General features: G+C 51.1%; 4 protein-coding genes. 3 read left to right on the top strand and 1 reads right to left on the bottom strand.

Features of this window, described 5'->3' with window-relative positions; genetic code table 11:
* The first annotated feature begins 431 nt into the window (after positions 1-431).
* Both KK062_RS16505 and KK062_RS16500 read left to right on the top strand, forming a co-directional pair.
* The gene (locus tag KK062_RS16505) at positions 432-2003 is read left to right on the top strand and encodes a hypothetical protein (protein ID WP_254085430.1); all 1572 of its coding nucleotides are present in this window, start codon (positions 432-434) and stop codon (positions 2001-2003) included.
* A 55-nt stretch (positions 2004-2058) separates the two neighbouring features.
* Complete coding sequence (locus KK062_RS16500) at positions 2059-11316, top strand: RHS repeat domain-containing protein (RefSeq protein WP_254085429.1); 9258 nt, start codon at positions 2059-2061, stop codon at positions 11314-11316.
* Positions 11317-11891: 575 nt separating this feature from the next.
* Here KK062_RS16500 and KK062_RS16495 read toward each other — a convergent pair.
* Positions 11892-15698: a PKD domain-containing protein gene (locus KK062_RS16495; protein WP_254085428.1), complete on the bottom strand. Its 3807-nt coding sequence runs from the start codon at positions 15696-15698 to the stop codon at positions 11892-11894.
* Between the two features lie 159 nt (positions 15699-15857).
* Between KK062_RS16495 and KK062_RS16490 the strand changes: the two genes are divergently transcribed.
* The coding region (locus tag KK062_RS16490) for a glycosyltransferase family 2 protein (protein WP_254085427.1) at positions 15858-16268 on the top strand (411 nt) is incomplete at its 3' end.

Genomic DNA, 16268 nt, shown 5'->3' with positions numbered 1-16268 from the left:
ATATTCTGATCATCATTGGTTTCGTGCTGTCGTTGGGCAATGCGTACACGCAGCCACAAAATATAATTGCACCGGGCGGAAATGGTGGATTTGAGACCGAGGGAAGTGCCGGTGACTTTACCGGTAACGTGAATAGCTCGAGTTGGAAGGTTGAACGATCTCAGGATATCCCTGCTTATGCCGGGCAATGGTCTTTAAAATGTACCTCACCAAGCGAACAGGTAGGAGGGACTGGAGGGACCGCATTCCTTTCGACGGCGATTCCGGGGTTCAATCCGCAAGCTAAGTATACTGTGAAGGTTCGCTTTTTCCTTCCCCTTAATTCGAACGTTCCTGATGGCTCCACGTTTATGTTAGGGCTATCCTCGCAAACCCCAGGCGTTGGAAAAGAGGGCATACCGTGTACCCCTTTGATCCGGTTTAACGTAGGGATGGAAGAAAAAGGTAAGTGGGTGGAGTTATATCGTGGTTATTCTCCACCCTATGGAGGTTCCAACTTCTATTTTTACATGGCGTATTTCTCGCCATCAGGATCAGGACCACCGTTACCGGCAGCCACCTTCTATATTGACCAGATCGAGATATTAGAGGATACGTCACCGGAAATAATAACGGTTGCTACTGTCACGGACATAAATGACGTGACATTGACAGCCACCGGCGGTTTCCCTGGAATGCCGTACGAATTCCAGTGGAGCGGTCCCAATACTCCCACGGGTGCCGTTCGTGAAAACCTGCCGGCGGGAATGTATAACATCTTAACCAAACAACCAGGAGTTGCTGCGTACCAAAAGTATTTATGTTATACTAAAATATTGACTATAAACATCGGTTCCACGCCACCCCTGTGTGAAATATTTATTCCCGCGGGAATTACCGGCGCGATTACACTGGATAAGTATTCTGGTAACTACGTTGTTCAACGCGATAAAGACTGCGCACCCGACCTTCCCTTGGGATGTTTACAAGGCGCCGTGGTACATCCGCAGTTGACAAACGTGGTGAAGGCGGCCGCGGTCGTCTATTCCGACAACTGGGACTATGCTTACCTGAACGATCCGACGCTGGCCGGTAACGACGCCGTGGAACGTGCGAACGTCGGAAAGTGGCGGGAGAAAGCATCCTACATGTATAGCAAGAGCAGTGTCGAAACCGGCCGAAATTATCAGGCCGGTCGATACACCATGTCACACTTTAACTGGCAGTTTCCCGAGCAAAACACACGGGTAGGCTGGATGCGTGTGTCGGAGGTAACAAAATATTCGCCGCATGGCGAAGCACTGGAAGAAAGGAATGCGTTGAATATCCCCAGTGCGACAAAGTTCGGCTACGGTCAGGCATTGCCCTATCTCATAGTGCAGAACGGCGACTACAATTCCGTGCTGTTCGAAAGCTTCGAAAATCTATACACGGGAAATTATCTGGAAGACCGCGTACTACTGACCGGTGGCACACGCGACGAAAGCGTGCGGCATGCGGGCAAACAATCGCTGAAGCTTCAGAGTACGTTTACAACACGCGATTTTAATCCCGGCGCCCAACTGGCGCGGGAGGGACTGTTGATACGGTGGTGGGCCCGGGGAGAATCGCCGGCCGACAATGTACGTGTGCATGTTACCGGCCTGGCAGCCGCGTATGATGCCACCGTCGTTCAGGTAGCGCGTTCTGGCGAATGGGCATTGCTGGAGGCTGTTATACCGCCTCAGAAGCTTCCGGCCGATGGAACGCAGACCTTCCGCGTCGGTTTCGAGAATGCCGGAGGCGCTGCGCTCTGGATAGATGACGTGCGTATACAGCCACGCGGTGCGGAAATGACCTGCTACGTGTATGATGTCAGCACCATGCGGCTCATGACCTCGCTGGACGATCAGCACTTCGGCCTGTACTATCAGTATAATGCAGAAGGTAAGCTTGTCCGGAAGAGTATCGAGACAGAACGCGGTAAGAAAACCGTGCAGGAGACGCAGTATAATCTGCCCACGAAATCAGTTCAGCCCAACTAATGTCGGATGGTTGATGAAAGAAACAAACTTCAGCAGTAAGAGATTACATCGTCATATGAAAAGTAGGTTTATCTTCTGGTGCACAATCATATTGACATCGTTTAGCAGCATGCTGCTCTGGGACAACGCTCAAGCACAGAATTTTAGCAGCAGCACACCGCAAATGTGTACAAACGATCCTGATTTTTATCTGGAGCTCTTTGCAGGGGGCGGTGGTTTAACGCAAAACGTTACTTGGGAACCCGTGAGCTCGAATACTGCCATTGGCACGATCACCATTGATGAATCGCTAGGCCGATACCGCGCGCGCGTTAGCGTTACGCAAGCAAATCCACCTGCGCAATTAAAGGTTCGGGTGAATTACGAACGGAGAGTAAATGCTTACTGGGTAAGTAACTCCTATGATTTTAGTATTCCCATTGTTCCCCCACCATTCGTAAATTTTAACAGTTCCATAACAGGGCCGTCGTGGGTAGGAACGGGTGTTCCCACGCCGTACATGGCAGATATAAACCAGTCGGGAAGTATTGCTTCTTACCGATGGCTTGTGGATGGGATTTCTGTAACCGAGACGACATCCAGATCGGTTGCCATCACCTTTCTCACACCCGGTTCTCACACGCTGACCTGCGCTCCATTGAATATGTGCGGCCAGTCGTCCAGGACATTCGACCGTGTTGTTGACGTCTGCACGTCGGTGAAAATAGACGCCCCGATGTATATCTGCCCCGGCGAGGAGATCATGTTAACGGCACAGAGCAGTGGACCTGCCCAATCCTACAGTTGGACAAAGGATGGTATGCCGATCGACAATGTCACCACGCAGCAACTTAAGGTCACGTTACCAGGTATATATGCCGTCACGGCTAGATTCAGCAGCGTGTGCGTCGCCAGAGCATCAAAGACAATTGTTGCCAGCGCAGCGCCGGCGTCTCCGATCACGGCCGTTCATGGGCTGGATGCCAATTTCAGCGGCGGGCCTACCCGACTTAAAGTTGTCGGTGCTGAAGATGCCACTGCATTTACCTGGAAGATAGTAACGCCGAATGTGACTGAGGATTTTAGAGATGCAGGCGGTGCCTTTCGGAATGTTTTATTTACGCCTCCCACTGCAGGTGCTTACGAGCTTAACGTCACGCCAGTAATAAATACCTGCGAAGGAACGCCAGAACCATTTAGTTTTACGGCCCTTAGCCAGGCAGTGATGAAGCAGGACACGGTGTTCATGCGTCATTCCGATCTCGTCGCCAGGTCCACGGGATATCTTTATCTGCCGAAACACTCCCCGGACCATAATGGATGTCTGTCGGAATATGGTCCGGTAACAGTGTACGTCAACCTCGACCTGGGCAGGTATTATAACCTGGGCAAACATGTTTTTACCGGCGAGGTTAAATTGCGGATAACGGCATATGCGGACATTCCCGGCGAGCACGAAACCTGGGAGTTCCCGTTGAAGGTCACACAGGAAGCGCCCGAGCAGCTCTTTAAAAGGAAGATCAGCGTCAACAGTGGTCTTGTGCGTTACATTAAGATTGAGGTTACGGGATATACTGATCCCGGGGTTGTAGCAGCCAGTCAGATCAGGCTCCGGGCATTCTACGAAGAACAGGATATTGTCGATGTGCAGAACATCAAGCTGCTAAATCTGCAGGCGGCGCAGGAAGCTGGTATACGTCGGTGGGAGCAAACATTCACCTGGGAAACACCCTGCACAGACGTGTTGAACTATGTCTTCCAGATGTTTAAGCAATATGGAGAAACTCCGAACTTGGACCTGGAGGACACCTGGACGGACGCATTGCAGATCGAGACGGAAGATTCCGATCCGTCGCTGACGTTATCGATGGCAGAGGGCACAGGCCTGTATCACTGGCGGGTAATTCCCCTGGGCAATAAGCCGGGAGGAATTGCAAATCCGGCGAACTGGCCGGCGCCGCCGTACGCCACCGCCACCCTGGATTATCATCACCCCGAGGAACAGAAAAACTGGATCTACAGCCGTACGTTCACCGAAGGCAATAAGGTGACCGAGCAGATTGCCTATGCGAACGGACTGAACCAGGGGGCACAGCAGCAAACAAGGATCCAGGGCATCAACAAAGTTGTCGCCTTACAGACGATCGCTGACTACAGTGGCCGAACCGTCATCACCACCCTACCGGTGCCGTTGGCGGGCGAGGGGCAACTGGGATATGTGCCGAAGCTGTTGCAAAAAAATACGGGTGGCGCCCTTTATCAGGCGTCTGATTTTGATGGACTTGCTACCCCCGCGCCGGCGAAGGATGTTAGCGGTTACTACAGTGGTGAACCTGCTGCTGCGGTTGACAATGACCGTGTGGCGTCGGCGGGCGGCTATCCTTTTTCGCAAGTAGTATATGTGCCGGATGGCACGGGGCGAGTGGCCGAAGAAGCAGGTGTGGGTGCCGCGAACTCGAAAGCCGGTAAAAAGACAAGGCGTATTAACTATGACCGACCGACTGAGGCGGAGTTGGTAGCCATGTTTGGCATTGAGGCGCCGGAAGTTTCCGGCGTCGTAAAGGTCATTACATATGACAATAACGATATTGCTAACGTAACCTTTCAAACCAAAGATGGCAAGGTGGTTGCCACGGCCCTGACCCTGACTGGTACCACGGGCCCGTTTGCGCAGCTGAACCCCGCACCGAAAAACATCACGTTTGTGGAGAACGTGCAGAACAATAAGCGGCTCGACAAATCTACGCTCGTCAGCAGCACGCTCATGTTTGTTCCCGGAAACAGTACAGTAAAGGTCGATTACAAGCTCGCCCCGGGTATGGTGCAGGAACTTTGCCAAGAGATTCAGCAGCTCGGGACGTTTTGTATGACGTGTGATTATACCGTAAAGTTTCGCCTGGTAGAGACCGGTACAAACACATCAACCGAGCCGTTGGCGCCGGTGAAGATCAGGGCAGGTTTATGCTCGGAGTTGGCGAACCGTGTCTATGACCCGGCCGAGTTCAATTTGTCATTGGAAGGGGGCAAAAATTACGTACTGGAAAAATACCTGGCGCTGGATAACAAGACAAAGTTTACCCCCACACAGACGTACCTGGACTCGGCCCTGGCGGTGATTGAGCAAAACTACCGCGCACGTATGGATGCGCGGCTAACGGAAATTAACCGGCTAATGGATGCCGGCAATGTACAGGAGTTGTACGCTTACCTGGCAACGATCGGTACGCTGGATGAAGAGGCCAAACAGTATATCGTGTCACTCCAGGCCGAAAGCGTGAACGGCTGCCAGCAGCTGATTATGATTCCGTGGCGGGAGCCGTGCCCGGACGAAGGGACGGTCAACAGCAGTACTTGCAAACTTGAGCAAAACGGCGTGGCCAAAAGCTTTGAACGGTATTTTGAAGACTACTACGCGGGTCGAACAGACATCCGTCTGCGTACAAATTCAGGCGATTCCCTGCGCTACCTATGGTTTGCCAATCAGTATCCGTTAGCGACTGTAAAGGAGAAGTATTTTTTACCAGGCGAGTTTAATACAATGGTTGCCAATATGATTGCCGACAACCCCCAGTTGGGCAATCGCGCGTGTGAGATCGTATGGGAAGCCTGGAAGATGGAGACCGCGGCGTATGAAGCAAAACTCAAGGCTCCTCGCCCCGTTGCACCAGTCGGGTCTGTATATCCTGCATTTGATAGCCGCGTAAATATTCTACAGAGTTTCCTGACGAACGTGGAAGCACAAATGCAATCGGTATTGGTAGAAGAACAAGGCAGTGCAGACTTGTGTACGGGTGTCGGACGGCCGCTATTCATCCGGCGCGAGACATTGTATGGTAAAGTAGCTGGCGTCGAAACGACAGAGGCTTCCGATCGTTCCACTACCAATGCCCTGAATCCGAATATGACAATCGCATACCGGCTGGTGTATTACAACAGTGACGTGGAAAAGATGAAAACGGTGTTCCAGTTCTACGCAGGCATTCGCGACAAAGCGGTTCAACCCCTGGTAACGCATTTCCTCAGTAATGCGATGGGAGATTGTGATCGCTATTATTTCAGCCGGGTGACCAGTGCAGGAGAAGAAGTTTTTGACATACCTACCGACGGCGAGGTGATTAACGGCAATGTTTCTGAGATCCGTGACATTTGCGAGCATAATTGTGAAAAACGATCGGAAGAATTCCGGCAAGCCGTTATAAACGCATTGCTTAGTAACGATGCAAATACCCGCATTGAGCACTATCGCGTCTACCAGGCCCCATTCTTCAACCCACAGAAGATGCGCACGTATATGGGGATATTTGACATTAGCGTTAATGCCACTGACTATAACGTTAGCATTTGCGACCTGGACGCCATGACAAAGGCACTGGTCGACAACTGCAAGAATAACTATTGTCCTGTCTTGAAGCCCCGCACTGTACAGAACCCTAACACTACGGACGATCTTTTAGTATATGGAACCGCAGCTGACTACGCGAAAATCGAGAAGGCCTTGCTGTATAATTTTGATCTGAAAATCAACGCGACCGGTCAATCGTGCAACGCCGGGTGGGATAGAATTGATCCCAGTAAACCTGCCGGTGTCAGTACGAATTCGTTTAGCTCATTTCATTATGGTGATGTGTTTGCCGGTAACCCCGCTCGATCAACATACGATAAGGTCTTTGTCGTTACGACCAATAAAGACTCCGGAGCAGGGTCTCTTCGAGAAGCGATCACGATGGCCACAACCTATAGTGCACAAAATCCCACGCATTATAGTTTGATCAAATTTTCAATTTCGGGTCAGCCACTGCCGATTCGGATTGAGCTGAAGTCGTATTTGTGGGTACAGGGATCGCGGATAACAATAGATGGTACGACGCAGTCCGGGTTTGATGCCGCAAATGGCCCCGCTATAAAAATATATCCGAAGTATAGCAGTCCCGGGACTGATGCAATTAGAGTAGCCGGAAATTATAACGAAGTTCGGGGAATTCACTTTCATGCACAAGATCCGTCGTCCTTTAGAGTGGAATGCTCGGGAGGCAAGCTAATCGGTAACATCTTTACAAAAGTTGATACTCAGTTTGGAGATGACCTTGTATATGTAAACCGTAAATCGGAGATGGCAGTCGTGCGCGGCAATATCTTCGGAACTGATATCAGTCTGAGACCGGTAACATACCTGGATGGGGCGGCGTTGAGCGTTTCTGGCGGAGTAATCGTAGGAGGTCCGAATCAGGGCGACGGAAATGCCTTTACAGCCTCGATAGGAGTGTCGATAACATTTGATCAGGCCGATACTTCAACGCCTACTGCGATCGTGTCTAATAATTTTTTTGCAGCGAATCAGCCTGTTATTGTTGGTACACTTGGTAGCGTGTCGGCAGATGTACTCGTTTCGAAAAATCTAACAAACTACCAGTATTCGGCAGGACCGGTCGAGTTGGTACGTCATATTGTAGTAACGCCAGGGGGACAAACGTTGTTGGCAAAGCCACAAGTGACAAGCTTCGGTAGCATGGCGGGGTCCGCCGTAGCAAGTGGTACCGCGGTTCCAGGAAGTACTTTGGAATTGTTCCTGGTCGAGTCGACGGGAGGCTTTTCGGATCCAAATGTGTTGAAGTATCTGGGCACGGTTTCGGTGACCTCAAATGGCGCATGGACGTTTTCAAGTCAGAATGTTGCGCCTGGACAGAGGATCGGAGCTGTTGCTTCTAAGACCGGTTCTATAAGCTCATCTCTTGGGGTGTCCAGGCAGTTGCCGGGTACAACCTGTGTTACGCCAAGGACGATTTGTTTCGCGTTTACAAACCGTGGCATGGATGGATTTGACCCCGACAAGTCCATTATATACAATCCCGAAATATTATCGTGCGAGAAGGCAACCATGGCGAACATCCGCGAAGCCGTTGGCCGTCAGGTGGAACAAAGCATTGCCGTCAGGCGTGAGTTCTTCCGGGAGCAGTATTACAATACGTGCGGTAATCCCGCATTGATCAATGACAATCTGACCATTACCAAAACAGAAGGATTATATCATTTTACCCTGTACTACTATGACCGTGCCGGCAACCTGATTAAAACAGTGCCGCCGGAAGGGGTTAGGTTGTTGGATGTTTCAACCATACCGCTGCTGGACGCGGCCCGGTTGAAAGATACGGAGCATGAGATGGTAACGGAATATCAGTATAATTCACTGGGCCAGCCTATCCGCGAGCATACGCCCGATGGTCACTATGGATACGACTACGCCGCCGGAACAATGCTGCCTGGCTTTACCAAACCGGTAGCACAGGACGAGCAGTCGCTGAACGCATCGCGTTATTACAGCAGCTCCATTTACACGGATAAAGGTCAGATTCGCTTTTCGCAAAGTGCGCAGCAAAAGGTAGAAGGTAAATATTCGTATACAAAGTACGATGCCCTGGGACGGGTTCTCGAGGTAGGAGAGGGAGAAAACTTCGACGATAAGAAAGCTCACGCAACACGCAATGAGACGGGATTGGAAACGTCGTTTCCGTATACGGGAGGAAAATCAGCCAATCGCACCGTGTATAACGAACCGTTCCCGTTAAAGGCCTTACCCTGTGGCACAACCTCATATCCGGATAACGTGCTTCCGTGCGGATATGTCCAGGTGGAAAATAACCTCCGGAACCGGGTGAGCTATACATATCAGGAGCGTACGAGCGAAGATGGACAACCGATAGACCGGGTATATACCGTGTACAACTATGATGCCCACGGAAATGTTGACTGGTTTGTTCAAATTATTCCTGGTCTCCCCGCTGTGGGCGTACGCTATACATATGATTTGTTAAGCAACAAGGTTACGGAGATGCAGTATAACCCGGGTAAACGTGATCAGTTTTTTCACCGGTATGCATACGATGCCAACGATCGCCTGGAAAAAGTGCTAACCTCCCGTGATGGTCAGTTGTGGGAAACAGATGCCTGGTACACCTACTACCTGCACGGCCCTGTGAAACGAATGGCCCTCGGAGAGGATTTGGTGCAGGGTGTTGATTACACGTACACCATCGCCGGCTGGCTGAAGGGTATCAATCATGGTCTATTGAACATTTCGAGCGATCCGGGCAAAGACGGTGCGACCGGTGGCGCTTCGAATGTCGCACGAGATGCTTTTGGCATGGCGCTGGGCTTTCATGCCGATGATTATTTCTATCAGGGGTCACCCTTTGTAGGTACCGCTTCAGGTTCCGGTAACCAGGTGCCGCTTGCCGGAAAGAATCTATACAATGGTAATATCTCCAGCTGGAGTATGAATATGCTTTACCCCTCGGCCTCGGGTGTACAGTATGGCGGATTGACCGGAAGTTACTATTCGTATGACGTACTGAACCGTTTAATCGGAAGTCGAGATCAGTATTATAATTCCGGGGTCTTTACCGATATGCCGAGCTCATACTTTGTAACGGCGTACGGGTACGACGGGAATGGCAATTTGACGACGGCTAACCATAATAGCGGCAACACGACCAATCCCATTCTTGACCGGTTGGCGTACAGCTACGTTCCAGGTACAAACCGTCTGGACCGTGTGACGGAAGGAGCAGAGCAGCCCACCAGTTTTGACGGCGATATCGAAAAAGGACAGGGAACAAGCAACTATCAATACGACGCCGACGGAAATCTGGTGCGCGACGTGCAACAAGATGTTAAAACCTATTGGAACATTCAAAGTAAGGTAGATCGGGTAGAAACAGTCCGCGGGGTCACACGATTTTCGTATGATGCCAGTGGTAACCGGGTGCTCAAGCAACGCGTCAATAAAGAAGGGTTGAGCGCTACCAACTATTATGTGCGGGATGGTCAAGGAAACGTCTTGACGATATATGAAAAAACGGAGGAATTGGGAACTACCGGAGATATCCTGAGAAGCGAGGTTCCGCTATATGGTGCCGGGAAGCTGGGAAGTTACATTCGCCCTGTTTCGCTGGGAGCATCTGGAGGCGCGGGTACGCCAACAGAACTCAATGAGTTGAGGATTTTGGAGAGTACTACAAAGGATCGGTATGAATCCCTTTCTTACCTGCTTAACCCGGAAGTAGAGCTCACGCTAGGTCCCGGTTTTGCATATGCATCTACCGGGGAAGATGTGAAATTTGGAGTCAGAACAGGAGCTGGTGGCGAGGCCGTGGCGGCAGAAAGCAATGTCTACACGCGCAGGCTCTCCAGTAGAAAGTATGAGTTGACCGATCATTTAGGAAATATCCGAGCGCTGGTGACCGATACCAAACTAAGTACTATTACGGCGACGGTAGCCGACAATTTTACGCCCGAGGTTGTATCTGTCCAGAACTACTATCCCTTCGGGATGGAGGTCCCCGGAAGAAGCTGGAACGCAGGTACGAAATATCGTTATGGGTTTAATGGCAAAGAGAAAGACAGTGATGGCGAATTCGGGAATACACATTACGACTATGGATTCAGAATCTACAATCCTGGTCTGGGAAGGTTCCTTTCCGTGGATCCTTTGACGGGTGCCTATGCTGAATTGACGCCTTATCAATTTGCGAGCAATAGACCGATCGATGGAATAGATATTGATGGATTGGAATATGGTACATACAGGATTGTTCTAAACCGCGAGATGAATATAATCGTGGAAAGTGAATATATCCCCTATAACGCGCAGCAACTGAACGCTCACGGGCCAAAGGGCAGAGGGATCGTATATAATATTAATGGTAAAGAAACGTGGTATCCACGAAATAAGACGTTGGTGGGTACATTTCCGACGGAGTATGGGAATTATTATGGGGAGACCGGTTTCTTTAAGTTAAATAAGGACGGTAAATTTACGTCCGTGTATGATTATTCGATACCAGCGGTAGATGCGGTTGACTATGGCGCGAGGACGCATGATCAACAGTATGATTTGATTAAGGCGGTTGGGCCGGCGTCGTTTAAGGCGGACTGGGGTACTATACCTGCTGATATTACAGCTATGGAGACTTGGAGTAAAGTCGTGGAGCTAGGTGTTGGTGGTATTGATCCGGTTACGAAACAACCTATTACGAAGGATGAGGTGGATGCAGCTTCTGGAGGCATTTATGTGTTCGGTATTTCCGTAACCGGCAAAAAAAGTGCGATATCTGAGTGGATGTATAAACATTATCCCAAGGTATCACGAAATCCACATGCGGTTAATGATTTTTGGGAGGCGCAGGCTGCTCTCCCATTTGGAACGAATTGGAAGAGTCGGGAGTATAATTATCAGCAATTTATCAAGATGTACATGGAGAAGACTGATGAAGGGATGATAAGAAAGGAGGGTATGTGGAAAAAAGATCGCGATATTTATGTGCCAATTGTAAAATGAGTAAGTCTTGGATTTTTATCTGTATTGTTGGGTTGTGTGCGTCCTGTACGTCGCGATACGGCGCGGGGAATGTTGGCGCTCTTGCCGACTTAGAGACCAACGTGAGGTTGAGAACGATCAAGCAGATTTCTGATACTTTGTTTGATGAAGGCCGGTTTTTGGTCCCGACGGAGTTAAGGAAATCGCTCGATATCCAGGACTACGATTTTTTGGATTATAGAAATTATTATCTAGAAGATCCACCCTACGTATACATGGTGACGTTTGATGACGTATTGACAATTCGTATGATCTACGATGTAAGGGCTGAACGGTGGCTCACACGAGAATCCGGGCTTACGGCGGTTCAATTGGATAGTCTCGAGCGTAGATTTGAATTAGCAGTAATAGGGGATGTTTTGAAAAGAGCCAAGAAAATGGGGCTTCCCGATTCTGTTGTATGGAGAAAGAACTGAATGAGAATTCATTTACTCTTGAAATCTGCCGAAGGTGTTAGCGCCCAGCGAAGCGCCGGTGCGCACCTGTGCCGCGTATAGTGGCGGTCTGTGACCGCCCGAGATGCACCCTACTTCGCCCTACTTCGATATAGTAACCGTCCCCTTATAATTCCGATCAGGACAGAACGAATTCGTCACCGTATAGAAATAAACTCCGCTGGACAGACCGCCACCCGTCCAGTTATTCTGATAGTTATTCTTTTTATAAACCGTACCACCCCAGCGATTATACACCAGCAAGTCCCAGGCGCTGAGCTCCAGCCCCTGCAGTTCGAACGTTTCGTTGGTGCCGTCGCCGTTGGGTGTAAAGATGTTAGGGATCATGGTCAGCCTGGCCCGTACGGGCACCTCCTGCGTAACGGTAGAGTAACAGCCGGCCGCGTTCAACGCGTGTAGTTTCACCGGATAGTTGCCGTGCTTTTCGGTGGTGATGGTGGCCACGGCATCCGTACCGACAGGGCTATCGCCTACATCCCACGACCACGTCAGGTCCTGCTCGTCCGACCCGGCCCGCACCGTAAAGCTCTCACCTTCAAAAATACACCGGGGACCGTAGTCAAATTTGATAAGCGAAGAATCGCTTACCGTCACCGTGACGGAGCTGGCGGAAACCACCGGACAACCCTTTTCATCGAACACCGTCAGCGACACGAAACGTTCGCCTGTGCCGGCATACCGATGGCCGATGGTGGGTACCTCGCGGTCCACTACGGTGCCGTCGGCCAGGTCCCAGTGGTAGGTTTTTACGTTGTTATTCAGCGGCGTGGCGGTAAAGCCGATCGAGTCGTTCACACAGGTACGCCCGAAGCTATCATCCACAAATGTCGCATCCGGACCGCCTACGCGTATTTTGGACATTTGGGTGACCGTGTCGCGGCAGCCATTAGCATCGGTGGCATAGAGCGTAACGTCATAGATGCCAGGGCGCGTGTAGCGATAGAGGGAGATGGAATCGGTACGGGGTTCGATCCTGTTCTGGTCGCCAAAATCCCACTCCCACAGTACAATGCCGTCTTTGTTGCCTTTGAACGTCGTGTCCAACGGCGGGCAGTCGATTTCGGTGTTGACCGCTGTGAAGCTCGCGACAGGCTTGGTGATCGTGATCTCTCGGCTAAAGGACTTCTTACAGCCATAGCTGTTCTCGACGTCCAGCGTGACCGTGTAGGAGCCCGTGTTGGGATAGGAAACAACGGGGTGCATGGTGGTTGAAGAAGTACCATTAGAAAATTCCCAGCGTTGCGATGTGGCATTCCTCGAGTCGTTGCGAAGCTGGATATCTTCGTTCATGCAGAAAGCAAACTCTTCGGTAACGGTCGTAAAGTCCGCAACGGGATTCATAAAGACTACGGCATCGTAACGTATATACGAGCATTCTCCTTCGTTGTTCGTTATCGTGAGCTTAACCGGATAGTGCTTCTCCTGGGTGTATGTGTACGCAGGGTGCTGTTCTATCGATGTATTGCCGTCGCCAAACTCCCACAGCCATGCTGTTACTTCCGGATTGGCAACAGACGTGTCATAAAATTGTACGTCCAGCGCGTCACACGATATGCCATTGGCAATAAAATTAAAATTGCCTTCCAGGCTGAGAACATTCACTTTTAGCGTCGCTACATCGGGGCAGCCGTCGGGGTCTTTGGCCGTCAGTGTCACGTTGAACTCGCGGGAATGATCATAACTGGTGGAGGCCTGAATGCCCGACTGTGCAGGAGCGCCATTGCCAAAATCCCAGGTCAGGCTCGCGGCACCTTCGGACGTACTTTCAAATTGTACCGGCGCATTTTTACATGGCTTGGGATTATCAATTGTAAAGCTCGCTTTAACATCGTGGATAGCCACCGGCACGGGCTTTTCCACCGTACAGTGCGATGTGTTGTTCGTACCGGTAAGCTTGATGGTATACTCGCCGGTAGCAGCATACCGGTAACTTGACACGTTGCCCGTTTTGATGGTGCCGTCGCCAAAATCCCACGTCTTGGTATCACATTTACTGGTAAGATCCTCTATCGTAACCTTATAAGGATCCTGGCAATCCTTTGTAATTTTAAAATCCACAAACGGATCGCCCACCGTAATCACGTCTACTTTGGTCTCCGTGTCGGAGCAGCCGGCATTCTTGGCGATCATCGTAATGGTATAGGTACCCGGCTTCTCATAGTAATGGCTCACGTTCGTGCCATTGCCCGTATTGCCATCGCCAAAATTCCAGCATATAAAGACGGCATTCTTGGATGTACTGGTAAAATTTACATCCTCGTGCGGACAGACCTTATTTTTGTCAAATGTAAACGCAGCCTCCGGCGTCACATCCGACACCGTCACAGCAGCACTCATCGTGCTCGTACAACCTTCGGGCGTACGAATCGTAAGCGTCACGGCATACGAGCCTTTACCATAGGTGTGCGTCGGATTTTTGCTCGTGGAAATAGTATTATCACCAAAAGACCACCGCGAGGTAAACGAAGACGCAGCCGTTGATTTGTTGACAAAGTCCACAGTAAAAGGTGCACACCCGGCCAGCGACGGCTCGGTACACGATTGCGTCTTATTAGGCTCGAAGTACGCCTGGGGCTTAGCGGGCACCGTCACCGGCATTTCCAGCTCCTTGCTGCAGTTAAGACTGTTGTAAGCCACCAGCTTCACCGTATAATTTCCAGGCCCGGCATAGGGATATACAAACGACGAAGCCGTTGAGTACAACACACCATCCAGGAACCACTCCACGCGCGTAGCCTTGGTAGATCTGTTCGTAAAGGTCACTTTATAATTACAGTCGGCGGAAGTAGTAAAATTCGGAACCGGGTCGGGAACCACTTCGATGGTTTTCGTCACGACGGAAGCACACGACTTGCCCACCAGCAGCGCTTCCAGGCGCACGGTATAGGTATCTGCCGTCTTATAGACTATTGTGCCGGGGTCTTGCTCGTGGGAGACGGCGCCGTTGCCAAAGCGCCAAACCCATGAGATGGCCGGTGACGTAACGTTCGCATCAAAGGTCACCGGCTGGCCCACACATACTTTTGTAGCCGAAGGCGTAACGCTCAGGCCTCCTTCACTACCGACGTTGATGCCAGCGGTCGAGGAGCCCTGGCAGCCCTTGGCGTCAACGGCGCGTAATGTAACAGTGTAGGTACCTTCCTTGGTAAAAGGGTGTGACGGGCCGGGATCGGTACTGCTCGTGCCATCGTTAAAATCCCACGAGTAGGCGAAGGGCGCGGCCCCGGTCGTTTTGTTGGTGAATTTTACGGTAGCAGGTGCCTGGCAAAAAACGTCACCATCTTGCTCGAACACTACATTCGGCCCTTGCGCCTCGGCGAAGAAACTCTGCAGGCTGGTCTTCGAACAACCGTATTGGTTCGTCACGCGCACCGACACGGGGCGCGTGCCGGGTGTCGTGTAGGTATAGGTAGGGTTGCGTTCGGTGCTGGAACCGCCATCGCCAAACGCCCACAGCCAATTGGTATTCGCGCCCGAGCCCGGTGTGCTGGTGTCGCGGAACTCCACCTTCAACGGAGTGCAGCCTGTCGGTGGTGCTACGCTGGTAAAGCTGGGCTTGGGAAAATCGTACACGTGTATATACGCCTTACGTTCAGCAATTGACCCGCCGGATACCCGTAGCGTGATCGTGTACGTTCCCGCGATAGCATAGACCGCGCTGGGATTTTGCAGCTTGGAAGTGTTGCCATTGCCCAGATCCCAATCCCACGTCGTGGGCGATCCGGTGGACAGATCCTTGAAATTTATCGTTACCGGGAGACAGCCCGAAGTCTTATCCGACGTAAAAGCCGCGGTTTGGGCGAAGCAATGACCGGTCAGCCACACAGCCGCCAGGGTAAAGAGTATTCGCTTTTGCGCGCCCATGAAGGGCACAAGGGGGGGTATCATGTAGGAATGTCGGATTAGAGGATGTCGGTAAACTGATGATTAGTGTCTCCGTGGCAATCTATACCACGAGTATAGTTACATTTTAGCAATCTGCGCGCGCGACGTTAGTTTTTGATCATAATTGCAGTATTCCGGTAGACGGTAAAAAACCTCTTTGGCATGGCTTTTATCCTACAGACGGCCGTTTATCTTTGTAGCGCTAATCGAAAAGACACCTTGCAAATTCTACTCGCCATTTTTTTCGCGCTCGCTGCCGTACAGATCATCTATTGGATCGTTTTTCTGGCAGCCTTTTCGAAAAAGCAGCCCGCGCCGGCTACCGGCCGCCAGCTCCCCGTGTCCGTTGTGATCTGTGCACACGACGAAGAGGCTAACCTCAAAGAGCTCGTTCCGGCCCTGATGGCGCAGGACTATCCCGAGTTTGAGATCGTCGTGGTCGACGATCGCTCCAACGACGCCACCTTTGACTGGCTGCTGGAAGAAACACGCAAAGACCACCGCCTGCGCATGGTGCACGTACTGTCTCTTATACCCATCACCGCGCCCCCGACACGTAGAGGAAGGGGGGGT

It is taken from the genome of Dawidia cretensis, assembly GCF_018598175.1.
Classification (GTDB): Bacteria; Bacteroidota; Bacteroidia; order Cytophagales; family Cyclobacteriaceae; genus Ohtaekwangia; species Ohtaekwangia cretensis.
Note: the sequence above shows the minus strand (reverse complement) of the source record. Positions and strands in the feature narration are given on the sequence as shown.

What these genes read in the sequence shown, in the direction of transcription:
- KK062_RS16505 (WP_254085430.1), top strand. Translation starts at nt 432, where the DNA reads ATGGAAGAAAAAGGTAAGTGGGTGGAGTTATATCGTGGTTATTCTCCA.
- KK062_RS16500 (WP_254085429.1), top strand. Translation starts at nt 2,059, where the DNA reads ATGAAAAGTAGGTTTATCTTCTGGTGCACAATCATATTGACATCGTTT.
- KK062_RS16495 (WP_254085428.1), bottom strand. Translation starts at nt 15,698, where the DNA reads ATGATACCCCCCCTTGTGCCCTTCATGGGCGCGCAAAAGCGAATACTC.